The sequence below is a fragment of the Ruegeria sp. B1 genome, assembly GCF_056535885.1.
Genome location: NZ_JBQFJA010000001.1, coordinates 2,346,843 through 2,372,101 on the forward strand (window position 1 = coordinate 2,346,843; position 25,259 = coordinate 2,372,101).

The 25,259-nt window shown below is 60.4% G+C and carries 27 protein-coding genes and 1 pseudogene; 25 read left to right on the forward strand and 3 right to left on the reverse strand.

Features of this window, described 5'->3' with window-relative positions:
• Positions 1 to 88 precede the first annotated feature (88 nt).
• The 7 genes from fabD to mltG all read left to right on the forward strand — a co-directional run bounded on the left by fabD (position 89) and on the right by mltG (position 6,429).
• Positions 89 to 1,027 carry an ACP S-malonyltransferase gene (gene fabD, locus ACR3ES_RS11600; protein WP_170432796.1) on the forward strand — a complete coding sequence of 313 codons (939 nt, stop codon included), beginning with the start codon at positions 89 to 91 and terminating at the stop codon, positions 1,025 to 1,027.
• A gap of 43 nt (positions 1,028 to 1,070) precedes the next feature.
• Complete coding sequence (fabG, locus tag ACR3ES_RS11605) at positions 1,071 to 1,808, forward strand: 3-oxoacyl-[acyl-carrier-protein] reductase (RefSeq protein ID WP_170432793.1); 738 nt, start codon at positions 1,071 to 1,073, stop codon at positions 1,806 to 1,808.
• 211 nt (positions 1,809 to 2,019) lie between these two features.
• Positions 2,020 to 2,253, forward strand: a complete 234-nt coding sequence (locus tag ACR3ES_RS11610) for an acyl carrier protein (protein WP_008756330.1) — start codon at positions 2,020 to 2,022, stop codon at positions 2,251 to 2,253.
• Between the two features lie 138 nt (positions 2,254 to 2,391).
• On the forward strand, positions 2,392 to 2,931 hold the full coding sequence (locus tag ACR3ES_RS11615; protein ID WP_170432790.1) for a GNAT family N-acetyltransferase: 540 nt from the start codon (positions 2,392 to 2,394) through the stop codon (positions 2,929 to 2,931).
• 123 nt (positions 2,932 to 3,054) lie between these two features.
• Positions 3,055 to 3,798 (forward strand): 1-(5-phosphoribosyl)-5-[(5-phosphoribosylamino)methylideneamino] imidazole-4-carboxamide isomerase, encoded by a 744-nt coding sequence (locus ACR3ES_RS11620; RefSeq protein ID WP_170432786.1) that lies wholly within the window; start codon positions 3,055 to 3,057, stop codon positions 3,796 to 3,798.
• Between the two features lie 207 nt (positions 3,799 to 4,005).
• Positions 4,006 to 5,271 (forward strand): beta-ketoacyl-ACP synthase II, encoded by a 1,266-nt coding sequence (gene fabF, locus ACR3ES_RS11625; protein ID WP_170432784.1) that lies wholly within the window; start codon positions 4,006 to 4,008, stop codon positions 5,269 to 5,271.
• On the forward strand, positions 5,272 to 6,429 hold the full coding sequence (mltG, locus tag ACR3ES_RS11630) for an endolytic transglycosylase MltG (protein WP_170432781.1): 1,158 nt from the start codon (positions 5,272 to 5,274) through the stop codon (positions 6,427 to 6,429). It abuts the gene before it with no gap.
• Between the two features lie 98 nt (positions 6,430 to 6,527).
• Here the strand turns inward: mltG and ACR3ES_RS11635 are convergent.
• Positions 6,528 to 7,789 (reverse strand): annotated as a pseudogene (locus ACR3ES_RS11635) (DEAD/DEAH box helicase).
• Between the two features lie 504 nt (positions 7,790 to 8,293).
• Here ACR3ES_RS11635 and ACR3ES_RS11640 point away from each other — a divergent pair.
• Entirely contained in the window at positions 8,294 to 9,181 is an 888-nt protein-coding gene (locus tag ACR3ES_RS11640; protein ID WP_170432775.1) for a DMT family transporter, read from the forward strand.
• Positions 9,182 to 9,724: 543 nt separating this feature from the next.
• A complete protein-coding gene (locus ACR3ES_RS11645; RefSeq protein WP_480425572.1) occupies positions 9,725 to 11,026 on the forward strand; it encodes a DNA-packaging protein in 1,302 nt (433 codons plus the stop codon).
• Between the two features lie 36 nt (positions 11,027 to 11,062).
• Here the strand turns inward: ACR3ES_RS11645 and ACR3ES_RS11650 are convergent, their stop codons facing one another.
• On the reverse strand, positions 11,063 to 12,079 hold the full coding sequence (locus tag ACR3ES_RS11650) for an adenylate/guanylate cyclase domain-containing protein (protein WP_170432772.1): 1,017 nt from the start codon (positions 12,077 to 12,079) through the stop codon (positions 11,063 to 11,065).
• A 152-nt stretch (positions 12,080 to 12,231) separates the two neighbouring features.
• On the opposite strand from ACR3ES_RS11650, the gene ACR3ES_RS11655 reads away from it, so the two are divergent.
• Positions 12,232 to 12,366 (forward strand): hypothetical protein, encoded by a 135-nt coding sequence (locus ACR3ES_RS11655; protein ID WP_480425372.1) that lies wholly within the window; start codon positions 12,232 to 12,234, stop codon positions 12,364 to 12,366.
• A 59-nt stretch (positions 12,367 to 12,425) separates the two neighbouring features.
• Here the strand turns inward: ACR3ES_RS11655 and ACR3ES_RS11660 are convergent, their stop codons facing one another.
• Positions 12,426 to 12,842 (reverse strand): hypothetical protein, encoded by a 417-nt coding sequence (locus tag ACR3ES_RS11660; protein WP_480581808.1) that lies wholly within the window; start codon positions 12,840 to 12,842, stop codon positions 12,426 to 12,428.
• Positions 12,843 to 13,030: 188 nt separating this feature from the next.
• Here ACR3ES_RS11660 and ACR3ES_RS11665 point away from each other — a divergent pair, with 188 nt between their 5' ends.
• From ACR3ES_RS11665 to ACR3ES_RS11735, 15 genes are all read left to right on the forward strand, one after another.
• A complete protein-coding gene (locus ACR3ES_RS11665; protein ID WP_170432766.1) occupies positions 13,031 to 14,191 on the forward strand; it encodes a phage portal protein in 1,161 nt (386 codons plus the stop codon).
• Positions 14,184 to 14,402 (forward strand): GTA head formation protein, RCAP_rcc01685 family, encoded by a 219-nt coding sequence (locus tag ACR3ES_RS11670; protein ID WP_170432764.1) that lies wholly within the window; start codon positions 14,184 to 14,186, stop codon positions 14,400 to 14,402. Before ACR3ES_RS11665 ends, ACR3ES_RS11670 begins: the two co-directional genes overlap by 8 nt.
• Before the next feature lie 14 nt (positions 14,403 to 14,416).
• On the forward strand, positions 14,417 to 14,974 hold the full coding sequence (locus ACR3ES_RS11675; protein ID WP_170432761.1) for an HK97 family phage prohead protease: 558 nt from the start codon (positions 14,417 to 14,419) through the stop codon (positions 14,972 to 14,974).
• A 34-nt stretch (positions 14,975 to 15,008) separates the two neighbouring features.
• Positions 15,009 to 16,187: a phage major capsid protein gene (locus ACR3ES_RS11680; RefSeq protein ID WP_170432757.1), complete on the forward strand. Its 1,179-nt coding sequence runs from the start codon at positions 15,009 to 15,011 to the stop codon at positions 16,185 to 16,187.
• A 176-nt stretch (positions 16,188 to 16,363) separates the two neighbouring features.
• Positions 16,364 to 16,963 carry a head-tail connector protein gene (locus tag ACR3ES_RS11685; protein ID WP_170432754.1) on the forward strand — a complete coding sequence of 200 codons (600 nt, stop codon included), beginning with the start codon at positions 16,364 to 16,366 and terminating at the stop codon, positions 16,961 to 16,963.
• Entirely contained in the window at positions 16,960 to 17,298 is a 339-nt protein-coding gene (locus ACR3ES_RS11690) for a phage head closure protein (protein WP_170432751.1), read from the forward strand. The genes ACR3ES_RS11685 and ACR3ES_RS11690 overlap by 4 nt, the downstream gene beginning before the upstream one ends.
• Positions 17,295 to 17,708, forward strand: a complete 414-nt coding sequence (locus ACR3ES_RS11695) for a DUF3168 domain-containing protein (RefSeq protein WP_170432748.1) — start codon at positions 17,295 to 17,297, stop codon at positions 17,706 to 17,708. Before ACR3ES_RS11690 ends, ACR3ES_RS11695 begins: the two co-directional genes overlap by 4 nt.
• A gap of 20 nt (positions 17,709 to 17,728) precedes the next feature.
• Positions 17,729 to 18,142 (forward strand): phage major tail protein, TP901-1 family, encoded by a 414-nt coding sequence (locus ACR3ES_RS11700; protein WP_170432745.1) that lies wholly within the window; start codon positions 17,729 to 17,731, stop codon positions 18,140 to 18,142.
• Between the two features lie 4 nt (positions 18,143 to 18,146).
• Positions 18,147 to 18,464 carry a gene transfer agent family protein gene (locus tag ACR3ES_RS11705; protein ID WP_170432742.1) on the forward strand — a complete coding sequence of 106 codons (318 nt, stop codon included), beginning with the start codon at positions 18,147 to 18,149 and terminating at the stop codon, positions 18,462 to 18,464.
• Complete coding sequence (locus ACR3ES_RS11710) at positions 18,461 to 18,670, forward strand: rcc01693 family protein (RefSeq protein WP_170432739.1); 210 nt, start codon at positions 18,461 to 18,463, stop codon at positions 18,668 to 18,670. The genes ACR3ES_RS11705 and ACR3ES_RS11710 overlap by 4 nt, the downstream gene beginning before the upstream one ends.
• A complete protein-coding gene (locus tag ACR3ES_RS11715) occupies positions 18,657 to 19,319 on the forward strand; it encodes a phage tail tape measure protein (protein WP_170432737.1) in 663 nt (220 codons plus the stop codon). Before ACR3ES_RS11710 ends, ACR3ES_RS11715 begins: the two co-directional genes overlap by 14 nt.
• A gap of 15 nt (positions 19,320 to 19,334) precedes the next feature.
• Positions 19,335 to 19,967 (forward strand): DUF2460 domain-containing protein, encoded by a 633-nt coding sequence (locus ACR3ES_RS11720; RefSeq protein WP_170432735.1) that lies wholly within the window; start codon positions 19,335 to 19,337, stop codon positions 19,965 to 19,967.
• The gene (locus tag ACR3ES_RS11725) at positions 19,967 to 20,854 is read left to right on the forward strand and encodes a baseplate hub domain-containing protein (RefSeq protein ID WP_170432732.1); all 888 of its coding nucleotides are present in this window, start codon (positions 19,967 to 19,969) and stop codon (positions 20,852 to 20,854) included. Before ACR3ES_RS11720 ends, ACR3ES_RS11725 begins: the two co-directional genes overlap by 1 nt.
• Positions 20,851 to 21,297, forward strand: coding sequence for a C40 family peptidase (locus tag ACR3ES_RS11730; protein WP_170432729.1), 447 nt, complete (start codon positions 20,851 to 20,853; stop codon positions 21,295 to 21,297). Before ACR3ES_RS11725 ends, ACR3ES_RS11730 begins: the two co-directional genes overlap by 4 nt.
• A complete protein-coding gene (locus ACR3ES_RS11735) occupies positions 21,297 to 25,244 on the forward strand; it encodes a baseplate multidomain protein megatron (protein ID WP_170432726.1) in 3,948 nt (1,315 codons plus the stop codon). Before ACR3ES_RS11730 ends, ACR3ES_RS11735 begins: the two co-directional genes overlap by 1 nt.
• Positions 25,245 to 25,259: the final 15 nt, after the last annotated feature.

The following is a 25,259-nucleotide window of genomic DNA, read 5'->3' on the forward strand; positions in this document are numbered from 1 at the left end:
GCCGAAATGCAGGGCGAACGCGGCGCTTGTGCCGGGCCATCAGTCGGTTTACACCCCGCCGCAACCAAACGTCATCCATGAGGTTGCAATGACAATCGCGTTCGTATTCCCAGGGCAGGGCGCCCAGACCATCGGAATGGGCAAGGCACTGGCCGAGGCATATCCCGCCGCGCAATCGGTGTTCGACGACGTGGATGAGGCGTTGGGCGAAAAGCTGAGCAGCCTGATCTGGGAGGGTGACATCGCAGATCTGACGCTGACCGAGAATGCGCAACCAGCTCTGATGGCAACATCAATGGCGGCCATGCGCGCCTTGGAAGCCGAGGGCGTTTCGATTGACACAGCTTCGTTTGTCGCGGGGCACTCGCTGGGAGAGTACTCGGCACTGGCTGCAGCCGGTGCGCTGTCGGTCGCGGATACGGCGCGTCTGTTGCGGACCCGTGGCCGGGCGATGCAAAGTGCTGTTCCCGTGGGTGAAGGCGCGATGGCGGCGGTTCTGGGATTGGATCTCGATACGGTACGCATCGTTGCTGAGGAGGCCGCCCAGGGCCAAGTCTGCCAAGCTGCGAATGATAACGACCCAACCCAGGTTGTCGTCTCCGGGGCCAAGGCGGCGGTCGAACGTGCCGCCGAGATCGCAAAAGAAAAAGGGGCCAAGCGCGCGGTTATGCTACCGGTCAGTGCGCCATTTCATTGCGCTTTGATGCAGCCTGCAGCCGACGCAATGGCCGAAGCACTTGCGGATGTCGAGATCAAGACACCCAAAGTGCCGCTGATAGCCAATGTCCGCGCCGAAGCGGTGACAGCCCCTGACTTGATCCGTCAACTGCTGGTCGAACAGGTCACAGGTTCGGTACGCTGGCGCGAGAGCGTACAGTTCATGGCGGCCAATGGTGTCACCGAGACTTGGGAAATCGGTGCGGGCAAGGCGTTGTCTGGCATGATCCGCAAGATCGACCGCGCCATTATTGGCAAAGCCGTTGGTACACCGGAAGACGTGAACAAGGTCACTGAGACCGACTCTTAAACTCACCTATTCGTCGCTACAGACGCACCAAAAGGGACACCCTATGTTTGATTTGACAGGTAAGAACGCACTGATCACAGGCGCTTCGGGAGGGATCGGCGGCGATATCGCGCGGGCCTTGTATGATGCGGGCGCGACGGTTGCCTTGTCCGGCACACGGGTGGAGCCACTACAGGCCCTGGCGAGTGATCTTGGGGAGCGAGCGCATGTTTTACCTTGTAATCTCAGCGACCCCGAAGCGGTTGCAGCTCTGCCGAAACAAGCGATCGAAGCGATGGGATCGGTGGATATACTGGTCAACAATGCCGGGATCACGCGGGACAACCTGTTCATGCGCATGTCCGACGATGAGTGGCAGAGTGTCATTGACGTCAACATGACGGCGACGATGAAACTGTGCAAAGGCGTGATCCGCGGCATGATGAAGGCGCGTTGGGGCCGGATCGTAAACATATCGTCTATCGTGGGTGCGACCGGCAACCCGGGACAGACCAACTATGCTGCATCAAAGGCGGGAATGGTGGGCTTTTCCAAAGCGTTGGCGCACGAAGTTGCTACGCGGGGCATCACCGTCAACGCCGTGGCGCCGGGGTTCATCACAACGGCCATGACAGAGAAGTTGACGGAAGAACAGCGCGCGGGTCTGCTTCAGCAGGTTCCTGCTGGACGTATGGGTGAACCGTCCGAAGTGGCCGCTGCGGTCCTGTACCTCGCAAGCCCCGAGGCGGGCTATGTGACCGGCAGCACCTTGCATGTAAACGGTGGCATGGCCATGTTGTGAGCGCTATAGGCGGCGGGTGCGAAAGCGTTTGCCTCTTGCGTCGACTGTGCTATAGGCGGCTCATACATGAAGGGGTCGGTCGTTAAGGTCGGCCTTCTACTTTCCCGGAGCACCGGGACCCAAACCGCCCGAAAATGGGCAAACAAAAGCCACCCCGAGCGGGCAAGGGCAGAACCGGGCGCACCGCCCTGAAAAGGAATGAGGACTAGACATGAGCGACGTCGCAGATCGCGTAAAAAAGATCGTTGTTGAACACCTGGGTGTTGAAGAAGACAAAGTAGCGGAAAACGCGTCCTTCATCGACGATCTGGGCGCAGACAGCCTGGACACCGTTGAACTGGTAATGGCCTTCGAAGAAGAGTTCGGCATTGAAATCCCTGATGATGCTGCCGAAACAATCCAGACCTTCGGCGACGCCGTCAAATTCATCAGCGAAGCGTCCTAAGCGTTTCAAGATCTAGAAAAACGGCGCTTCCGGGCAACGGAAGCGCCGTTTTTTTGTGCGCGATCCGAATTCGCACTTGCCTGACACCTGATCCATTCGCACTGTTTCGTTTGAGGCTATAATCCAAGCGGGCAGGGCATGATAAGAACCACCCCTATGATAAACACGGCCCGTTTGACGCTGTGCGCCATGCGGCCCGAAGACTTCGACCGGTTCGCCGAAATTTGGCGGGACCCTTGCGTCGTGCGCCACATCGGCGGGGCACCTCGCTCACGGGGCGAGGCGTGGGATTCCTTTTTGCGCAACGCCGGTCACTGGCAGATGGCCGGTTTCGGACAATGGGGCGTTCTGCAGCAGTCGAATCGAAAGCTGATCGGGCAGGCTGGTTTCTTCTATGGCAATCGCAATATGGGCGAGGATTTCGACCGCTTCCCAGAAGCCGGGTGGGTTTTGGCCCCAGAGGCCCAGGGTCAGGGCTTGGGCTATGAAGCGGCGCAGGCTGCGCATGACTGGTTCGACCGGATCATGCCCGGACCACTGGTTGCGATGGTTGATGCGACCAATGACGCCTCGCAAAAGCTGGCAAAAAAGCTAGGCTATGTAGTGTTGCGCGAAAGCGAGTACAAAGGCAGCGCCGTGCATTTGCTGCGGCGCAATGGGCCGCCAGCCCGGGCGTAATTTCGCCGTTTTCAACGTATGCCGCAAAACGTCCAAACTGTGCCGATCCTGGTAGAATCAGGCGGTTCTGATATGTGTATGGTACTCTGGATATTCAGAGCGATTGAGCGGAGGAACAAGCTCATGAGGATTTACCCCACGATGGAGTTGCAGAACGGCCGATGCGTCACGCTGGACAAGGGCCGTTTGGAAGAGGCGATGATCTGGCATGTGAATCCGACCGACACTGCGCGCAGCTGGTCTGCCGCAGGGGCCGAATGGATGCACCTAACAGATTTCGACGCGATTGAAGGCCGTGATACCAATGTCAACCTGGTCGAAGAGATCATCCGCACAGCCGAGATGCCGGTTCAACTGGCCGGTGGGATGCGTACCCGCGAACATGTCGAGCACTGGATCGACAAGGGCGCCGGCCGGATTGTCATCGGAACCCTTGCCGCCTGGGACCCGAACCTGGTGAAGGAACTGGCCAAACTCTACCCGGATCAGATCGTCTTGGCTGTCGATGTGTGGAGAGGTTTTGTAATGACCGAAGGCTGGCGCAGCCAGAGTGCGTTTACGCCCGAGGCTTTCATCGATGCGTTCGCAGACACCCCGTTTGCGGCCATTCTGATCACCGACATCGACAGCGACATGGAGGATGTCGAGGCGCAGTTGGGCCTGATCTCGGGGCTTGCGCAGCATTCCCGTACACCGGTCATCGCAAGTGGCGTTGTGCGTACGGTGGACGACATTTCACGACTGGCCTACATCCAGAACATTGCCGGAGCATTGGTGGGTCGCGCCCTGTTCCGCAAGGCGATTGACCTGTCTGAGGCGCTTGATGTGGCACGGGCCGCGCACGAACCCGTGGCGCAGTTTCAGTAAGGGCGGTTCGGCTGATCCAACCCGTCTTTCGCGTTCCGCGAAAAGCGGCGGGCTGGTTTTTCCTGGAAATTTCGAAGCCAAACGCACTTTTCGCGGCAAAACCATCGGCAACAGGATGCCGGTGCGGAACCTGCCGTTGCTCTTGCCCCCGGCCCCCGGGCCGGGGTATGAGCGGTTCTCAAACAGGAAGCAGGCAAGAGGCACTTCATGCGCAGAGTCGTTGTAACCGGTCTTGGATTGGTCACTCCTTTGGCCAGTGGGGTCGAGGAAACCTGGTCGCGGCTGCTGGACGGGGAATCCGGCGCAGGACCCATCACCCAGTTCGATGCCGAGGCAAGCGGGGTCACAACGACCTATGCCTGCGAAGTCCCGCGCGGGGATGGCACCAACGGGACGTTCAATCCTGATGACTGGATGCCGCCCAAAGAACAGCGCAAGATCGAGGACTTTATCCTCTATTCCATCGCTGCCGCAGAGATGGCATGCAAGGATGCCAACTGGTTACCCGAGGATGAGGAAGACCGCCTGAAAACCGGCGTCCTGATTGGGTCCGGTATTGGTGGGCTTGGGTCAATTGCCGACACCGCGAACCTGATCCGGGACAAGGGTCCGCGCCGCGTGTCGCCGTTCTTTATTCCAGGCGCGCTGATCAACCTCGCGTCGGGTCAGGTGTCGATCCGGTTCGGGTTCAAGGGGCCCAACCACTCGGTTGTGACTGCGTGTTCGACCGGCGCGCATGCGATTGGTGACGCAAGCCGTATCATTCGCGCTGGGGATGCCGATGTCATGATTGCGGGTGGCGGAGAAGGGTGTATCTGCGAAATCGGTATCGCCGGTTTCAATGCCTGCAAAGCGCTGTCCACAAAGTATGCGGACGATCCCAAAGCGGCCAGCCGCCCTTACGACATTGACCGCGACGGCTTTGTCATGGGTGAAGGGTCTGGGATCGTGGTTCTTGAGGATTACGACCACGCAAAAGCGCGCGGTGCCAAGATTTACGCCGAGGTTCTGGGCTATGGCATGTCGGGTGACGCCTATCACATCACCGCGCCCAGCGAAGATGGGGATGGTGCCGAACGCTCGATGAAAGCGGCGCTGCGGAGCGCCGGGCTAGAGCCCAAAGATCTGGATTACATCAACGCCCACGGCACGTCGACCATGGCGGATACGATTGAGCTGGGTGCGGTGGAACGACTGCTGGGCGACCACGCCAGCAACGCGACCATGACATCGACCAAATCCGCGACAGGCCATCTGCTGGGCGCTGCAGGTGCGATTGAGGCGATCTTCTCGATCCTTGCTATTCGCGATCAGGTTGCGCCACCCACGATCAACCTGGACAACCCAGCCGTTGAAACGCCCATCGACCTGGCTCCAAACGCCAAGCGCGAGCGCGAGATCAACGTCGCCTTGTCGAACTCGTTCGGATTTGGAGGTACAAATGCCAGCGTGATCTTCGGAAAGGTCGAATAGATGTGGCGGGCTCTGGCATCGAACATGCTGACCGTTCTTGTGATCGGCCTGTTTCTGGGGGCCGGTCTGATCTTGTGGGGGCAATCGCAATACAAATCGGAAGGCCCGCTTGAGACGGCGATCTGCCTGCAGGTCAAAAGCGGTACAAACATGACAAATGTCAGCCGCGATCTTGAAGACCAGGGTGCGATCAGCAGCGCCACCATCTTTCGGATGGCCGCCGATTACACCGACAAGGCGCAGCAGTTGAAAGCGGGTAGCTTTCTCGTGCGCGAAGGCGCCTCGATGCAGCAGATCATCGAAGACATCACCCGCAGTGGGGCGAGCACCTGCGGTACAGAGATTGAATACCGGATCGGTGTGACCCGTAACCAGACCCGGATACGCGAACTGAACCCGGCGACGCTCGACTTTGTCGAGGTTGCGGCGTTTGAGGTTGGCGAAGATGAGATCCCCGAGGTCTATCAGGAAAAACGCGACGAGGCCGACACGCGTTTTCGCATTTCCATGGCCGAGGGGGTTACCTCGTGGCAGGTGGTTGAAGCGTTGAAAGCGTTGGATGTTTTGACGGGCGATGTGACCGAACCGCCGGCCGAGGGAACGCTGGCACCAGACAGCTACGAGGTTGCAGTGGGTGAAGACCGGAACGCTGTTCTGCAGGAAATGCAGGAGCAACAGCAGCTTAGGATCAACGCGATCTGGGAGGGCCGACAAGAGGGCCTGCCCCTTAATAACCCGGAAGAGATGTTGATCCTTGCGTCAATCATTGAAAAGGAAACGGCGGTCCCTGAGGAGCGCGGACAAGTTGCCAGTGTCTTTGTCAACCGCCTGAACCAAGGTATGAAACTGCAAACCGACCCGACGGTGATCTATGGTGTCACCAAAGGTCAGGGCGTGCTGGGGCGCGGATTGCGGCGAAGTGAGCTGCGCCGCGCAACTCCATGGAATACCTATGTGATCGACGGATTGCCGCCGACCCCAATCGCCAACCCTGGGCAGGCGAGTCTTGAGGCGGCTGTAGCGCCGGACGATACAGATTATGTGTTCTTTGTGGCCGACGGGACAGGCGGTCACGCCTTTGCCGAAACCCTGCAGGAGCACAATCGCAACGTGGCCAAGTGGCGTGAGATTGAGGCTGAGCAAAACTCGGGCAACTGATCAGTTCGTATCTTTGCAAAAAAAGAACCGGCGCAGGTTTCACTGCGCCGGTTCTTTTCCGTTTTTCGGCCGTCGTCGCGGATCGTTCTGGGTGACGATCACGCTGCCGGTTTACGTGGGCGCCGGCGTCGTCTGGAGCGTCCCGGTTTTGCGGATTCGTTAGCGGCATGGGGTGTCGTTCTTCTACGTCGATTGATCTGACGTCTTGCAGGTTTCGGTGCCTCAACAGCTTCCGGCATTGTGCCGCTCGCAACTGGAATTTCGATTTTCATCAGCTTTTGAATCTGACGCAGCAGGTCCACCTCTTCCGGTGCGCAAAAGGCAATTGCCTCGCCTTCGCGTCCGGCGCGGGCGGTTCTTCCGATCCGATGAACATAGTTGTCAGGCACTTCGGGAAGATCGTAGTTGATGACATAAGCAACGCCAGGAATATCGATTCCACGAGCGGCGACATCTGTCGCCACAAGTACATTGATTTCCCCGCTGCGAAACGCCTTGATTGCGCGATCTCGCTGGCCCTGGCTTTTGTTGCCATGGATGGAGGCGGCGTTGTACCCGTCGGCCACAAGGCCTTTCATGAGCTTTTCGGCACCGTGTTTTGTCCGCGAAAACACAAGTGTCAGGGCGTGTATGTCGGCAGACAGAATTTCCCGCAGTTTGGCCGGTTTTGCGGGTTTGTTCACAAAATGAACCGATTGAGTGATCTTGTCCGCCGCTTTACCCGGGGTGAGACCTGCACGCGCTTTGGGTTGGTCAGGTAGGCACGGCTCAGTTCTTCCATCTGTTTTGGCATCGTGGCCGAGAACAGCATGGTTTGCCGGGGGGTGCCCAGTTGCGGGGCTATCCGACGCAGAGCGTGGATGAAGCCCATGTCCAGCATCTGATCGGCCTCGTCCAGCACGAGATGGCGGACCGTATTAAGATTGACGGCCCCGCGGTCCATCAGGTCGATCAAGCGTCCGGGTGTCGCCACCAAAATGTCGGTCCCGCGCGACAGGAACATGATCTGTTTGTTGATCGATTGGCCGCCGACCACAGTGGCGACGCGCAGTTTGGTTTTTTTGGTCAGGGTGCGAAGGTTGTCGGCGATCTGGTTTACCAACTCGCGTGTCGGAGCAAGGATGAGCGCCTTGGCGGTTTTTGGGGTCGGTTTGCCGGGCTCGGCCAGCAAATGATCAATCACGGGCAAACCAAAAGCCAGCGTTTTACCTGTGCCGGTTTGGGCAAGACCCAGAATGTCGTGGCCCTTAAGAGCCAGAGGGATGGCCTGATTTTGAATAGGTGTGGGCTGTGATAGATTTGCGCGTTTAAGCGCATCGTTCACGGCTGGCGCAAGGCCGAGCATGTCAAAGTCGAACACTGTTTTTCCTTTTCGGCCCCGGGACCTTAACCCATAGACCAGTAACAACTGGCCGCGCACAGAGCGTGACCAACAGGGGTTATGCGAGATATCAGGACGTGCAGGCGAATCCTGCAACCCTGGTCGTCGCGTTAAGAACCCCGCGTGATTGGGAACTATGAGATAGGTAAGCGCTGTTCGGGCCGGTCCGGCCAGCCAATGCTCACGCTGCAGCGCTGTTTCGTTCGGCACATGAGGGTTGGAGCGATGAATGTCAAGGGATTGTCTGGCTGACGGTGTAACCCCTTACCACAATCTGCTGCATCTGAAGGATGCGATAGCCGGGTTTCCCCGGTCGGAGGTGCAGCAATGGATCAGAAAGACCACTCGTTTCAATTGGAAGTGCGGATTTGTTCTGGCGTTTCAAAACCGATTAGGCCATTCGATCCCGTGTGTCGGCAGACTGTGGCGATCTGCAGCAAACCGGAATTCGACACCAGATCAATATGTTTTTGAGGATTGCGGATGACCGCAGGAAATGTGCCCGGCTCCAATCTGAAAGTTGCCAGTATCGCCCTGGTGTTCGGCGGTATGTTGTGGGGATTGTATTGGATTCCGGTTCGGTTCTTTGTTGATAAGGGGTTGACCGGTCCATGGCCCGGGATGGTCATGTATGTTGCCGCGCTGTTGGTTCTCTCGCCTTTCTTATGGCGCATGCGACTGGAGATATTTCAGGACTGGCGAGGTCTGATAATCAGCGGCATGTTCACAGGGGCCGCGTTCAGCCTGTTTTCAATCAGCCTTGTCTATACCGAAGTCGTGCGATCAATCCTCCTGTTCTATCTGACGCCGGTTTGGGGCACTCTACTTGGCCGCCTGTTTCTGGGTGAGCGTCTCAGCCCCATGCGGTTGCTGGGTCTGTTCAGCGGTCTTTTGGGTCTCGTTATCGTATTGGGCGGCGAACAGATCATACCCAGGCCGCGCAATGCGGGCGACTGGCTGGCCCTGATTTCCGGTATGGTTTGGGCGCTTGGAACACTTGGGCTCTACCGGGCGGGTGCGGTTCCGGTGTCGGGCCAAGTGTTCGCTTTTCTGGCGGGGGCTTTGGTATTGTCGCTTGTGAGCCTGCCATTTGGTTCAGGTCCGATTTTCCCAACTGGCGATGGTTCTAGCGTTCTGGACGTCCTGCCGTTTGCATTGGTGTCGGCGCTCTACACGTTGCCGATGGTCTTTTTGACGATTTGGCCAGCGACACAACTGTCTCCCGCACGGGTCGGGTTACTCCTTATGAGCGAAGTCGTTGTGGGATTGATCTCTGCCGCGATCTTTTCCGGTGAGCCGTTTGGTCTGCGCGAGGCGACCGGCGCTGCGTTCATCGTGACAGCAGCCGTTTTGGAAATCATACGGGGATAACCCCTTTGGGCGCGATAGAGCTTAAAGCCACGACCCTGCAATGGTAACCAAATCGTACGCTGCCTGTTGCGTGTGTGTTGCGTAAGTCATTGACTTTAAATACGGTATCACGTACAGGTTGTGTCATGCTAGAAGAAGTGGGCAACGGCCCCGGGGCAACCCGGTGGCCGTTTTCGTTTCTCTCGTGCGGAGAAAACTCACGCATGAGGTCACAGGCAAACATGACTTTGATTACCCCGGAAGAGCGGATTTCCCAGACGGCAGATTTGTTGCGGTCGCTTGAGACATCCATTCGCGGTCTGCGGCAAGCGGCGGAAGACCTGCGCAAGCAGATCGGTACCGGGGAGGATGCAGATCTTGCTGGTTCAGCCAGGCAACTAGGGCAGCTCGAGGGGCTGATCCGAATATGTCAGAAAGTGGAGACAAGCTTTGTCGAACAACATCACAGACAAGCCGGTATTGCCCAAGGAGGGTACGCGCTCGACCTTGATCGGGCACGATCTGAGATCGGGTGCAGGCTGGCTCGCCTCCGCCGATGCTGCGGTGCGAGAGAGATTTCTGAGTGAGATCGGGGAGGGAGGGCTGTGTGCCCTCCCTTTCCTGTTTGAATTCTGGGCGCTGCCACACCAACTGCCACCCGAGGGTGACTGGCGATCTTGGGTGATCATGGGCGGTCGAGGCGCAGGTAAGACGCGGGCCGGGGCCGAATGGGTTCGGTCAATGGTCGAAGGGTCAAAGCCGTTGGATCGCGGTGAGGCGTGTCGTGTGGCTCTGGTCGGCGAGACCTTCGATCAGGTGCGCGATGTAATGATTTTTGGCGATAGCGGGATTTTGCAGTGCTCGCCGCCGGATCGGCGGCCCACGTGGAAGGCATCGGAACGCAAGTTGATCTGGCCCAACGGGGCTGAGGCGCAGGCGTTTTCGGCGCATGATCCCGAGGGGCTGCGGGGGCCTCAGTTTGATGCGGCTTGGGTGGATGAACTGGCCAAGTGGAAAAAGGCGGATGAGACCTGGGATATGTTGCAATTTGCGTTGCGCTTGGGCGAACGGCCACGGGTCTGTGTGACGACCACGCCGCGCAATGTGAAAGTCTTGAAGGACTTGTTGGCGTCGCCCTCTACCGTGCAGACCCACGCCCCGACCGAGGCGAACCGGGCCAATCTGGCAGGCTCGTTTTTGGCCGAGGTACGCGCGCGCTACGCGGGCACGCGGCTGGGGCGGCAGGAGTTGGACGGGGTGCTGTTGTCGGATGCTGAAGGGGCGTTGTGGACCGGGTCGATGCTGGAGGCGGCGCGCTGCGCGCAGGTGCCCGCGTTGGATCGCATCGTGGTGGCGCTGGACCCGGCGGTGACCGCGGGGTTGGATGCGGATGCTTGCGGAATCGTAGTGGTCGGCGCGCAGGTGCAAGGGCCGCCGGAGGACTGGCGGGCCTATGTGCTGGCTGACCGGACGGTGCAGGGCGTTGGCCCGGCGGGCTGGGCGCAAGCGGCGATTGGCACGATGGATGAGTTTGGGGCCGAACGGCTGGTGGCCGAGGTCAATCAGGGCGGGCAACTGGTGGAAGAGGTCGTGCGGCAGGTGGACCCTCTGGTGCCTTATCGGGCGGTGCGGGCGTCGCGCGGCAAGGTCGCGCGAGCGGAACCTGTGGCGGCTCTGTACGAACAGGGGCGGGTAAGCCATGTGGTCGGGCTGGACGCGCTGGAAGAGCAGATGTGCCAGATGACCGCACGGGGGTTTGAGGGGCAGGGCTCACCCGACCGGGTCGACGCGCTGGTCTGGGCGTTGCATGAGTTGGTGGTGGGGCCTGCAGGGGCGTATCGGCGGCCTAGGGTTAGGACATTGTGAGGATGGCCTATGGCGGCTCGGAGCGCATCAGCGTCACTATGCGGACCACAACACAAGCTCCTCCTTTTTCCCCGGAGCTTGGTAGACGGGGAGCCGGGTTAAGCGTTGTGAGGCTTGTTCCGACAACTGTCGCGCAACCTCGTCTGAAAGGACGATAGACGCGTCGAATGCCTTGGCGGCCTTTTCGATGCGGGCAGCAGTGTTCATGGGATCGCCCAGAAGTGCAATTTCCTTTTTCCAGTCGCCGATTTCGCCAGCGGCGACCTGACCACAGTGGATCGCCACGCGAATGCGGGCTTCGGTTCCATAGGTTTCTTTGTAGTAGGCGGATCGGTGGGCCAAAATTCTGTGCATTTCTTTTGCACAAGTCAGTCCAGCCGCACAGGAGGCTGCGGTTGCTCCCGGCCATGTCACAATGATCGCATCACCGACGTATTTATGGACGTCTCCGCGCGCGAGTTCGACAGCCTCAGCCAGATCCAACGCCACATCGCGCAGGAAGTCGTGAAAACGAAGCTGACCAATGGTCTCGGCCAGCGCGGTTGAGTTGATGACATCCGCAAAAAGAATGGTCCGGTTTTCCAGCCGCGCCCGGGTGTATCGTCCGGAAATCAGGGCGACCATCGCCTCTTTGCCCAGCAGCCGCGTGATTTCTACGCCGACCGAGAAAGAAAAGGCGATGCCGGAGGATATGATAAAACGTTCGGCAAAACCGGGGTTTAGCCACGGGGTTTCAACATCAAAAACCAGGCCGGGGAGAAACAGCCCAAAGATGATGAATAGGCTGTAGGCAGCGCCCCGCACGGCCATTAGAAAGATCGGTCTTACCCGGCGCGCCATCCGGAATTTGGGGTTGGAAAAGACCTGAAATTCGGCAATCAGACAGCAAACGGATATGACCAACCCCGTCAACGCACCGGCCCAGATATCGGTCCAAACTGTATCGGGGGACGAACGCAAACCGCCGAGTGTCGCGCCAATCCCTGTTGAGAGCGCAACGACTTTGGCCGAAACAAGTGTGGAGCGTGAGGAGAACGTTCTCCATGGGTGCATGGGTCTACCTTTGTTGGAAAAACAATGCGGTGTTTAGGGGTGTTTCAGGGTATCCTATGCGTGTGTTCGGTGGGCGCAAGCGGGGTGTTTCCCAATGACGATTTTCGTGGTTAAGGAACTCGCGTCTTTAGGCTGGACGCGCTGGAGGAATGATGTGCCAGACGACCGCGCGCGGGTTCAAGCGGCAGGGTTCGCCCGACCGGGTCGACGCGCTGGTCTGGGCGTTGCATGAGTTGGTTGTGGGGCTTGAGGGAACTTATCGGCGACCGCGGGTGCGGGCTTTGTGATGGTTTTTTTAAAAGTCCTCAGAATTTTCGCTGCAACGACCCAAATTTCTGGAGGCAAATCACTTGTCAGTTCTGATGTCCGGTTCATCGGGTCTTAGTAAAAATGCACCCGCACTGAGTATGCAATTCCACAACATGTGTTGCCTGAGTGAGTACATTTCGACCCCGGCATCCAAGAAAGTATTCGCAAACCAGCCGACAACGATAGGAAACGACAAAAACCCAAATACTTGAAGCGATTGAACCAATCGGTTTTCTAAGCTGAGACTAAATTTGAAAACGTGCTGGTTCATAGTGCGCGCAATGTGCCCGCCAAATGCTACGCCAGCGAACATACTGCAGACGATACCCAAGACCAGCACCAACATCCAAACGTCACCCACCACGCCGCCAAGTAAAGCAACGGCCAGGACCAATGCTAGGCCCATCCACGGCCACCATCTGGCAAGTTTGAATCGTTTGAAAAATTCAGCCATCATAATTGTTTGATACGCGGTCCAAAATTCCAATTCCACCTTTTTTGAGAAGTCTGTCGAGACGGCCGTGCATCCCTAAGTTCAAACCGTTGCCCACCCCCCGTACGCCCCATTCCCGAGGCTTAAACGTCTTTCCGTCATAACTCTTTTCAACAAGCCGGGCAGAGCGGCGGCAGAAAGGAGCACAGATGGTATTCGATTTCTTGCGTCGCGGGTCGGCTGAAACAGCACCCGAGGCGAAGGCGAGCGCGGCGGGGCCTGTGGTGGCGTGGCAGACGGGCGGGCGCGTGGCGTGGAGCCCTCGGGATGCGGTTTCGCTGACGCGGACGGGGTTTTCGGGGAATCCGGTGGGGTTCCGCTCGGTCAAGCTGATTGCCGAGGCGGCGGCGGCGTTGCCTTTGGTGCTGCAGGATCAGGCGCAGCGGTTTGATACTCATCCGATCCTGTCGCTGATGCGCCGTCCGAATGCGGTGCAGGGGCGGGCGGAGTTGATGGAAGCCTTGTTCGGGCAGTTGCTGCTGTCGGGCAATGCATATGTTGAGGCGGTGCAGACCGACGAGGGCCTGCCGGTTGAGCTGCATGTCTTGCGATCTGATCGGATGAGCGTGGTGGCGGGCGCGGATGGGTGGCCCAAGGCATATGACTACGCGGTGGGCGGCAAGAAGCACCGGTTTGCGGCGGAAAACATCTGTCATATCAAGTCGTTCCACCCGCAGGATGATCATTATGGATTCTCACCGATGCAGGCGGCGGCGATGGCGATTGATGTGCATAACAGCGCGTCTCGGTGGTCGAAATCGTTGTTGGACAATGCGGCGCGGCCCTCGGGGGCGCTGGTGTGGAAAGGCGATGGCCATGGGGTGATGGCCGAGGATCAGTTCCGGCGTTTGTCCGATGAGATTGAGCAGAACTATCGCGGGGCGCGTAATGCGGGTCGTCCGATGGTTCTGGAAGGAGGGCTGGATTGGAAGCCGATGGGGTTCTCTCCGTCCGATATGGAGTTTCAAAAGACCAAGGAAGCCGCCGCCCGCGAGATCGCGCTGGCCTTTGGGGTCCCGCCGATGCTGCTGGGGATCCAGGGCGACGCGACCTATTCGAACTATCAGGAGGCCAACCGGGCGTTTTATCGCCTGACCGTGCTGCCTCTGGTGACGCGGGTGGCGGCGGCGGTTTCGGAATGGCTGGTGGGCTTTACTGGCGAAGAATTGGTGCTGAAACCCGATCTGGATCAGGTGCCGGCTTTGGCAGCGGAACGCGATGCTCAATGGGCGCGGGTCAGCGGGTCAGATTTCCTGAGCGATGCCGAGAAGCGCGCGTTGCTGGGTTTGCCGGAGCGTACGGATGGCTGATCCGTATCCTCCGTTTGAATGCGCGCCGGGTCTGCGCCTGGCTGCGCATGAACGGGTGGCTGAGATTCAGCACGCGCATCTGTGCCGACGGCTGGATCAGATCGAAGAGATGATGGAGCGGTTGGAGCGGCGATTGTGGCTGACGGTCTATGGAGTGGCGGCGGTGATCCTGGCGCAGGCGTTTCAGTCGTTCCTCGTGGTAACGCCGTGAGTTCAGAGAGTTACATGGAGACGTTTATGGATTTGGAGCATAAGTTCGCGCGGTTCGGAGAGGGCTTGTCGGTGACCGAGGATGCAGTCATCGAAGGTTATGCCAGCCTGTTCGGACAGGTCGATCAGGGCAGCGATGTGGTGCAGAAGGGTGCCTATCGTGCGTCGGTGGCCAGCCTTATGAATGCGGGTCGGCGGGTGAAGATGCTGTGGCAGCACGACCCGGCGCAGCCCATTGGAGTCTGGGACGAGGTGCGTGAGGACGACAAGGGCCTTTGGGTCAAGGGGCGTCTGCTGGAGAGCACGCAGAAGGGCCGTGAGGCGGCGGAACTGATCCGGGCGGGTGCAATGGATGGTCTGTCGATTGGCTATCGCACCAAGCGGGCTGTGAAGAATGACAAGGGCCAGCGGGTCCTGACTGAACTGGAGCTTTGGGAGGTGTCTTTGGTGACCTTCCCGATGTTGCCCAGTGCGCGGGTGGCGGCAAAGGGGAGCGACCCTGAGACCGAGAACACCTGGCGCTGTATTGCCGAGGTGTTCGACGACGCCCGGCAGGAGCTGGCGCGGACCTAGCGCGCCTCAAACCCACCCGAAGAAGGAAGAGCTGATGAGCAAGACCGAAACCCCGGCCTTGACCGGAGAGGGTGCACCCCTGGTTCAGGAGGTGAAGCAGGCGATGACTGGCTTCGTGAATGAATTCAAGGGGCTGAAAGCCGAAGTTAAAACCAAACTGCAACAGACAGAAGAGCGACTAACCATGCTGGATCGAAAATCAACCATTGCGGCACGCCCGCATCTTGCGGCATCGAACGAAGATGGGGCACCGCATCAGAAGGCCTTTGACGCTTATGTGCGGTCGGGTGACGATGACGCGCTGCGCGGCCTTGAGATCGAATCCAAATCGCTGTCGACGACAGTCAATAGCGAGGGCGGTTATCTGATCGACCCGCAGACCGCCGAGACGATCAAGTCGGTGCTGAACTCGACAGCCTCGATCCGGTCGATTGCCTCGGTGGTCAATGTCGAGGCGAATTCGTTCGACGTGCTGGTCGACCACACCGATGTCGGCGCAGGCTGGGCGGATGAAACTGCAGCCACTACCGAGACTGCGACGCCGATGATTGACCGTATTTCGATCCCGCTGCACGAACTGAGCGCATTGCCCAAAGCCTCGCAACGTCTGTTGGATGACAGCGCGTTTGATGTCGAAGGCTGGCTGGCGGGTCGGATCGCTGACAAGTTCGCGCGCGCCGAGGCCGCATCGTTCATCAACGGCGATGGCGTCGACAAGCCCAAGGGTCTTATGATCCATCGTGCGGTGTCTGAGGACACCTGGTCCTGGGGCAGCCTTGGCTATATCGCGTCCGGCATCGACGGCGGTGTGGATGCCGATGCCATCGTGGATGTGGTCTATGCGCTGGGCGCGCAATATCGGGTCAACGGCACCTTTGTGATGAACTCGAAAACCGCCGGTCTGATCCGCAAGCTGAAAGACAGTGATGGCCGCTTCTTGTGGTCTGATGGTCTGGCGGCCGGTGAGCCTGCGCGTCTGATGGGGTATCCGGTTCTGATCGCCGAGGATATGCCCGATGCGGCAACTGACAGCCTGTCGATTGCCTTCGGTGACTTCCGGGCGGGCTATACCATTGCCGAACGCCCCGACCTGCGCGTGCTGCGTGATCCGTTCAGCGCCAAGCCGCATGTTCTGTTTTACGCGACCAAGCGCGTCGGTGGCGACGTCAGCGACTTTGCCGCGATCAAGCTGGTGAAATTCGGCATCGCGTAAGCGGTGGCGGATCCGGGGCGCGGGGTAACCCGCGGTCCGGGCGGCGGGCGCGGGCCGGGGTGAGATCCCCTGCGTTGTCTAGCTGCTCCCCTCCGTCCGAGCAACGTGGGGCGGCGCGTGCCCGTCATTTTCCAAGGATGCGGCCCCGGAGGGGTCCGAGATTGCGGAGTGAATGGATGATGTTGATCGAAGAAACCGCCATCGCGGATACGGCGCTGCCGGTGGATCAGTTCAAGGCGCATCTGCGGCTGGGTACTGGGTTTGCCGAAGAGAGCGTGCAAGACGAAGTGCTGAAGGGTTTTTTGCGCGCGGCGATTGCAGCCATTGAGGCACGCACCGGTAAGGTGCTGATTACGCGGGAGTTCTCATGGACTTTGAGTGCGTGGCGGGACCGGGCGGGTGAGATACTGCCAGTCGCCCCGATCTCATCGGTCGAGGATGTAACGATGAGCGACGCGGCAGGCAACGCGAGTGTTGTGGATACGGTCGTCTATCGGCTTGAACCGGACAGTCAGCGCCCAAGGCTGCGACCCGCCAGTGCGTTTTTGCCCGCGATTGCCACTGGCGGATCGGTCAGGATCGCTTTCATTGCAGGTATGGCGGCAGACTGGGGCGGGTTGCCGGCGGATCTGGGGCAGGCAGTGTTGTTGCTTGCGGCGCATTACTACGAATATCGCGACGAAACCGCGCTGAGCGATGGCTGCATGCCGTTTGGTGTGACCAGTCTGATCCAGCGGTATCGCATGGTGCGCTTTGGCGCCGGTGTGACGCAATGAGCGCGCCGCATCTGAACCGCAAGCTGGTGCTGGAGGCACCGGTCAGGGTGGCGGATGGCGCTGGCGGCTTTGACGAAACCTGGCAGTTTCTGGGGGCGCTTTGGGCCGAGGTGACCGCGCGCAGCGGCACCGAGCGTGCAATTTCCGGTGTCCCGGTGTCTCGGGTCGGTTATCGCATTGTGGTCCGGGGAGCGCCCGAGGGATCGAGTATGCGTCCCACGCCGGATCAACGGTTCCGGGAGGGCAACCGTCGTTTTGTGATCCGGGCTGTCGCCGACAGGGATGTACGCGGTCAATACCTGACGTGCTTTGCGGATGAAGAGGTGGCGGCATGAGCTATGGGGTTTCAGCCGCTTTGCAGGCGGCGGTGTTTCAGCAGCTTTCGGCGGACACCGAGGTCGACACCCTGTCCGGAGGGGCAATCTATGACGCTGCGCCTGCTGGGGCGGTCCCGCAGACCTATGTCACACTGGGTCCGGAAGAGGTGCGAGAGGCTTCGGATCGATCCGGCGCAGGAGCGGTACATCGGTTCACGGTGTCCGTGGTGTCCGAAGTTGCAGGGTTCAACGCGGCAAAAACTCTGGCCGGAGCGGTCTGTGACGCGCTGGAAGACGCGCCGCTAAACCTCGGTCGGGGCCGCGTGGTCGGGTTGTGGTTCGAGCGCGCGTCGGCGCGGCGTACGGGAACCGGTGGAGCAACCCGCCAGATCGACCTGAGATTCCGCGCCCGCGTGGAAGACGACTAAGCAATCATTGGAGAGAGCATATGGGTGCCCAGAACGGAAAAGACCTGCTGGTCAAAGTGGATATGAACGGCTCGGGCCTGTTCGAGACTGTCGCGGGGCTGCGTGCCACCAGGGTCAGTTTCAACGCGGAAAGCGTGGATGTGACCAGCCTGGAAAGTCAGGGGGGCTGGCGTGAGTTGCTATCCGGCGCGGGCGTCAAATCGGCGGCGATCTCAGGCTCTGGCGTGTTCAAGGATGCAGGCACGGACGAACGGGCGCGGCAGTTGTTTTTCGACAGCGAGACACCCGGGTTTCAGGTGATCATTCCCGATTTCGGCATTGTCGAGGGGCCGTTTCAGGTGACCGGCATCGAATATGCGGGTTCGCATAACGGCGAGGCGACCTATGAGATGAGCCTGGCCAGCGCCGGTGCCTTGATCTTTACGGCGCTGTAAATCGATGGCCAATCCGTGGACGGGCGAGGTGGCATTGACCATCGATGGGGAGCGACGGGTGCTCAAGCTGACGCTGGGCGCGCTGGCGGAGCTGGAACAGGAGTTGGGTGCAAGCTCGCTGGTCGACCTGGTTCAGCGGTTCGAAGGCGGGGCCTACTCCAGCGTCGATGTGCTGGCGTTAATTGTCGCGGGTTTGCGCGGTGGTGGGGCCGAAGTGAGCCGTGCCGACCTGCTGCATGCCGAGATCGAAGGCGGGCCGATGGCAGGCGCCAAGGCAGCGGCCGAATTGCTGGCGCGGGCCTTCATGGTAGCGGAGCCATGAGCGGGTTCGACTGGCCCGCGCTGATGCGGGCCGGGGTACTGGGTTTGCGCCTGACGCCGGAGCAGTTCTGGCGTCTGACCCCGGCCGAGCTGCGGCTGATGTTGGGGCAGGGCGCAGTTATGCCGGCGATGAACCGGGCGGGCCTGGATGCCTTGCTGGCGGCCTATCCGGACAAGACACAAGGAGAGCGTGATGACGGATCGTGATGGATTTGACGACCTGCAGGAGCAGGGAGAGGCGCTGGGCGACGCTTTGGGGGATGCCGCCACCATGGCAGCGGCCTTTGATGGCCAGATGAAACGGATCAGTGCGGCCTTTGAAGAGACAGGTAAGGATGTGGCCACGCTTGAACGCGGCATGTCCGGCGGATTGCGCAAGGCTTTTGATGGCGTCGTTCTGGACGGGATGAACCTGTCGGATGCGTTGGATGTGCTGAAGAACTCGATGATCCGCACGGCCTATTCAGCGGCCATCAAGCCCGTGACGGACCATTTCGGCGGCATGCTGGCCAATGGTGTTGGTAGCCTGGTTCAGGGGCTCTTGCCTTTTGCCGATGGCGGCAGCTTCAGCCAGGGCCGGGTTATGCCGTTTGCCAGCGGCGGCGTGATCAGCGGGCCGACCGCGTTTCCAATGCGCGGCGGCACCGGTTTGATGGGTGAGGCCGGGCCCGAGGCGATCATGCCGCTGGCCCGCGGACCTGATGGCAAGCTGGGCGTTCGCAACTCTGGCGGCGGGCGCGCCGTGAATGTGGTGATGAATATCACCACGCCCGATGTGCAGGGATTTCGCCGCAGCCAGGGCCAGATCGCGGCCCAGATGAGCCGCGCCCTGGGACGCGGCAATCGCAACAGATAAGTCCGGGAGACAGTCATGAATTTCCACGAGGTGAGATTTCCGGCCAGCCTGAGCTTTGGTTCGGTCGGGGGACCGGAACGGCGCACGGATATCGTGACGCTGGCCAACGGTTTCGAGGAACGCAACACGCCCTGGGCGCATTCGCGCAGGCGCTACGATGCGGGTCTTGGGATGCGGTCGCTGGACGATATCGAAACGCTGATCTCGTTTTTTGAGGCGCGTCAGGGTCAGATGTTCGGGTTCCGCTGGAAAGACTGGTCGGATTTCAAGTCCGGCGCGGCGTCAGCGAATGTCGACAAAGGGGATCAGGTCATTGCCCGCGGCGACGGCACGCAGACCGCGTTTCAGCTGGTCAAAACCTACAGTTCGGGCGGGGTCAGCTATGTGCGGCCCATTGCCAAACCGGTGCTGGGCACGGTGCGGCTGGGTATCGACCAGGATGAGATGCGCGAAGGTGTAGACTTTGAGGTGGATCTGAACACAGGGTCGGTCACTTTTGCCGATCCACCGCCAGAGCAGGTCGAGATCACCGCCGGGTTCGAATTCGATGTTCCGGTGCGGTTCGATACGGACAGGATTCAAACCAGCGTGGCCAGTTTTCAGGCGGGTGACGCCCCGAATGTACCAGTGGTCGAGGTGCGGGTCTGATGAGCGGGGATACTGACGGCCTGCACGCACATCTGCAAGGCGGCTTCACGACGGTTTGCCGGTGTTGGGCGATTACCCGTACCGACGGGCAGACCTTTGGTTTTACCGATCACGATATGGAACTGCGGTTTGACGGCTTGACCTTCAAGGCCAGTACCGGGCTGACGGCGGCGGCCATCGAACAGGCCACGGGCCTGTCGATCGACAATTCCGAGGCCATGGGCGCCTTGTCCGACGCGGCGGTTCGCGAGGACGATATCGAAGCGGGTCGGTTTGACGGGGCCGAGGTTCGGGCCTGGTTGGTCAATTGGGCGAACCCCGATCAGCGTGCGTTGCAGTTTCGGGGCTCGATTGGCGAACTGCGCCGCGCCGGCGGTGCCTTTCACGCGGAATTGCGCGGGTTGACCGACCTGTTGAACCGCCCGTTGGGGCGCTTGTACCAAAAGCCCTGCACGGCGGTGCTGGGCGATAAGAACTGCCGGTTCAACATGGACGCGCCGGGATATTGGGTTGAAGCGGACATATCCGGTTTTGACGGCGGAACCCTGCTGCGCCTGAGCGGGGGTGAAACCGCTGACGAGGGCTGGTTCTCGCGTGGCAGACTGGACGTTCTGTCGGGTCCGGCCAAGGGGCTGTGGGCATCGGTTCAGCACGACCGCCAGGTTGAAGCTGGCCGCCAGATCACGCTGTGGTCCGGTATCGGTGGCGGTTTGTCCGTCGGAGATCGGGTAAGGCTGACAGCCGGATGCGACAAACGCATGCAGACCTGCCGCCTGAAATTCAACAACCTGCTGAACTTTCAAGGATTTCCGGATCTGCCCGGCGAGGATTGGGTGATGTCCGTTCCCAAACAGAACAAGGCGAACACAGGGGGCAGTATTCGGTGAACGGTCGCAGAGCAGACATTATTGACGAGGCGCGCCGCTGGCTTGGCACGCCTTACGTGCACCAGGCTTCGGTCAGGGGGGCCGGAGCGGATTGTCTTGGACTGCTGCGTGGTGTGTGGCGTGCGGTGATCGGGCATGAGCCCGAGGCGGTGCCCGTCTACAGCATGGACTGGTCCGAGCCGCAGGGCGAAGAGCGTATGTGGGCGGCTGCCCGGCGTCATTTGATAGAGAAACCTTCCGACGCGATGGCGACTGCGGACGTGGTTCTGTTCCGGATGCGCGACAGGGGCGTCGCCAAACATCTGGGGATTGTTAGCGAGCCGGGTCCAGAGGCGCGCTTTATTCATTCCTATTCCGGGTATGGCGTTGTCGAAAGCGCCTTGAGCGAGCCTTGGCGACGCCGGGTCGTTGCCTGTTTCGAATTCCCGTTGGAGGAGCTCTGATGGCTACAATTCTTCTTTCTGCGGCCGGTGCCGCGCTCGGAGGCTCCATCGGGGGCACGGTGGCGGGTCTGTCGACCGCTGTTATCGGCCGCGCGGTTGGTGCCACTCTGGGTCGGGTTATCGACCAGCGGCTGATGAGCCAGTCCGTGATGGGCGGCGGCAGCGAAGTGGTCGAAACCGGCCGCATGGACCGGTTCCGCCTGACGGAAACCGGCGAAGGGGCGCCTGTGGCCACCATCTTTGGCCGTATGCGCGTTGGGGGGCAGGTGATCTGGGCGTCGGATTTTCTGGAAACCCGCCGCACGTCGACCACCACGCAGTCGGCCGGAGGCGGTAAGGGCAAGCCCAAACCGCCAGAGGTCACAACGGTCACCTACAGCTATTCCATTTCCCTGGCCATCGCGGTCGGAGCCGGCGAGATCGCCGATGTGGGGCGCATCTGGGCCGATGGTGAGGAGCTGGAGCGCGCCGGTCTAAACATGCGCATCTACAAAGGAACACCCGATCAGCTGCCCGATCCTGTGATCGAGGCCATCGAAGGCGCGGGCAGCGTTCCGGCGTATCGCGGAACCGCATATGTGGTGATCGAGGATTTCCAGCTTGCGGCATTTGGAAACCGCGTCCCGCAATTCTCGTTTGAAGTGGTACGTCCCGTGCAGCCTGACATGCCGGACCGCCCCGATGCCTTGTCCCAAATCGTTCGCGGCGTGGCGCTGATGCCGGGAACCGGCGAATATGCGCTGGCCAGCAGTCAGGTGAACTATTCCAAGGGACGCGGCAAGAGCTGGGCCGCAAATGTCAATTCCGCTTCTGGGCTGCCGGATCTGGTGACCTCGACCCGGGCTCTTGAAAAAGAACTGCCGGCCTGCGACGCCGCCTCGCTGATTGTGTCCTGGTTCGGGGATGATCTGCGCTGCGGGATGTGCCGGATTCGACCCAAGGTGGTGCGGGACGACATTGACGGGCAGAACATGCCATGGTCCGTTTCTGGCCTGAACCGAGGATCGGCCCAGGTTGTGACCTATCAGGATGATCGCCCTGTTTACGGGGGCACGCCCGCGGATGCCGCTGTTGTGCAGGCCATTCAGCATCTGAAAAACACCGGCAAACGGGTGATGTTCTACCCGTTTATTCTGATGGAACAATTGCAGGGCAATGGCCTGCCCGACCCGTGGTCGGATGCGCCGGATCAGCCGCATCTGCCCTGGCGTGGGCGCATCACATTGGATGTGGCGCCGGGGCGGGACGGGTCCCCGGACCAGACGGCGGCGGCCGATACACAGGTGGCCGCGTTCTTCGGCTCTGCACGCGCCAGCGATTTTGCCATTGGCGATGGGACGGTCAGCTATCGCGGTCCCGACGAATGGGGTCTGCGCCGGTTCATTCTTCATTATGCCGCGCTGTGCAAGGCGGCCGGCGGCGTGGCATCCTTTTGCATCAGCTCGGAAATGCGCGGGCTCACACAGATTCGCGGCCTGTCCGGGTTTCCGGCTGTGGCCCAGTTGAAAGACCTTGCCGCCGAAGTGCGTCAGATCCTGGGTCCGGAGACCAAAATCGGATATGCGGCGGACTGGTCCGAGTATTTCGGCTATCAGCCGTCCGGCAGCGGTGACAGGTATTTTCATCTCGACCCGCTGTGGGCGGATGACGCCATCGATTTTATCGGCATCGACAATTACATGCCCTTGTCGGACTGGCGCGAGGGTGAGGATCATCTGGATGCCGCGTCCGGCTCGATTTACGATCTGGCGTATCTGCGCGGCAACATCGAGGGCGGTGAGGGGTATGACTGGTTCTATGCCTCTCCTGAAGAGGCGGCGGCGCAGATCAGAACCCCGATTGGGGATGGCGACCATAACGAGCCGTGGATCTGGCGCTATAAGGATCTGCGCAGCTGGTGGTCCAACCTGCATCACGAACGGATAGGGGGTGTCCGGCAGGAGGACCCGACCGATTGGGTGCCGGGCTCGAAACCCATCTGGTTCACCGAGCTGGGCTGCGCCGCGGTCGACAAAGGGACCAACCAGCCCAACAAATTTCTGGATCCGAAGTCTTCGGAATCCAGCTTGCCTTTGTATTCCAACGGTCTGCGCGACGACTTCATGCAGGCGCAGTATCTGACGGCGATGTTGGGGTATTGGGGCGATCCGCAGATCAATCCGGTCTCGGACATCTATGGTGGCCCAATGGTGGATATGTCCAACGCCTATGTCTGGGCCTGGGATGCGCGCCCCTATCCGACCTTTCCCAACCTGCGCAGCCAATGGAGCGATGGTGAAAACTATGCCCGGGGCCATTGGCTAAACGGTCGATCCGGCAGCCGTACGCTGGCGTCCGTTGTGACGGAAATCTGCCACGGGGCCGGGGTCACGGATATCGACGTTTCGGCGCTGTTCGGTACGGTTCGCGGCTATGCGGTCGAAGATGTCTCGGACGCGCGCGCGGCATTGCAGCCGCTCATGCTGCGCTATGGGTTCGATGCCATTGAGCGTGACGGGCGTCTGCGGTTCCAGATGCGCAGCGGTCGCGGCGCTGTTGATGTAATACCCGATCATCTGGCGGTCAGTTCCGATCTTGACGGCAGTGTCGAATATCGGCGCGAAGCCGAGGCCGAAATGACCGGTCGGGTCCGGTTACGGTTTGTGCAATCCGATGCCGATCATGATCTGGTGGCCGAAGAAGCGGTCTTGCCGGACACCCGCACGCACGCGGTGTCCGTCAACGAAATGCCGCTGTCGATGACGCGTGTAGAGGGGCGCCAGACTGTTGAACGCTGGTTGAGCGAAGCGCGGGTCTCGCGCGAGACCGCGCGGTTTGCCCTGCCAGCATCGCTGATGCATCTGGGCGCAGGGGATGTGGTGCGCCTGTCCGGCGAGGACGCCGGAGCGCTCTATCGCATCGACCGTTTGGAAAAGGCCGAGATGCAGCTGGCTGACGCTGTGCGGATCGAGCGCGGCGTGTATACGGCGAGCGAACTGCAGGAGGATGCGGTTACCGCCAAACCCTTTGTTGCGCCGGTCCCCGTCGTGCCGGTGTTTCTGGATTTGCCGCTGATGACGGGATCCGAGGAACCGCATGCGCCGCATTTGGCGGTGTCTGCCGATCCCTGGCCTGGCAGCGTTGCGGTTTATGCCTCGGCCTCGGACGAGGATTATGCGCTGCGCGATGTGATTGCCGGACAAGCCACCATCGGCTTCACCGAGACCCCGCTTGCGCGCGCCGGTTCCGGGCTCTGGGATGAAGGTGCGGGGCTACGGGTCAACCTGATCGACGGTCTGTTGGAATCGCAGCCGCGTGCAGCGCTTTTGAACGGTGCCAACTTGGCGGCCATCGGGGACGGCACGCCTGGAAACTGGGAGGTGTTTCAATTTGCGGACGCCACGTTGCAGGATCCGGGCGTCTATACCCTGTCCGGCCGGTTGCGCGGACAGTTGGGTACGGATGCGCTGATGCCGGATGTCTGGCCCGAGGGGTCGATGTTCGTATTGCTGGATGAACGTGTGTACCAGACCAGCCTGCAACGGACCGAGCGGCGTGTGGCCAGACATTACCGCATCGGCCCTGCGACCCGCAGCTATGACGACCCATCGTATGAATACCTGGTTGAAACCTTCGACGGCAATGGGTTGCGCCCCTATGCGCCGGTGCATCTGAGGGCCATGCCTTCGGCAGCCGGGGATCACATATCGTGGATTCGACGCACGCGCGTCGATGGAGATGACTGGGCCGGTCTGGATGTTCCGTTGGGGGAGGAAAGCGAATCTTATCTGCTGCGCGTGCGCGCCGAGGGCGTGCTGTTGCGGGAGGTTGTGATTTCCGAACCTCACTGGACCTACACGAGGGATCAGAAATCCGCTGACGGCCTTACGGGTCCTTTCGACGTTGAGGTGGCGCAGGTCTCGGCTGTCTACGGTCCCGGTGCGGTGTCGCGTCTGGCGGTCGGGTAAAACATCCCCTGCGAC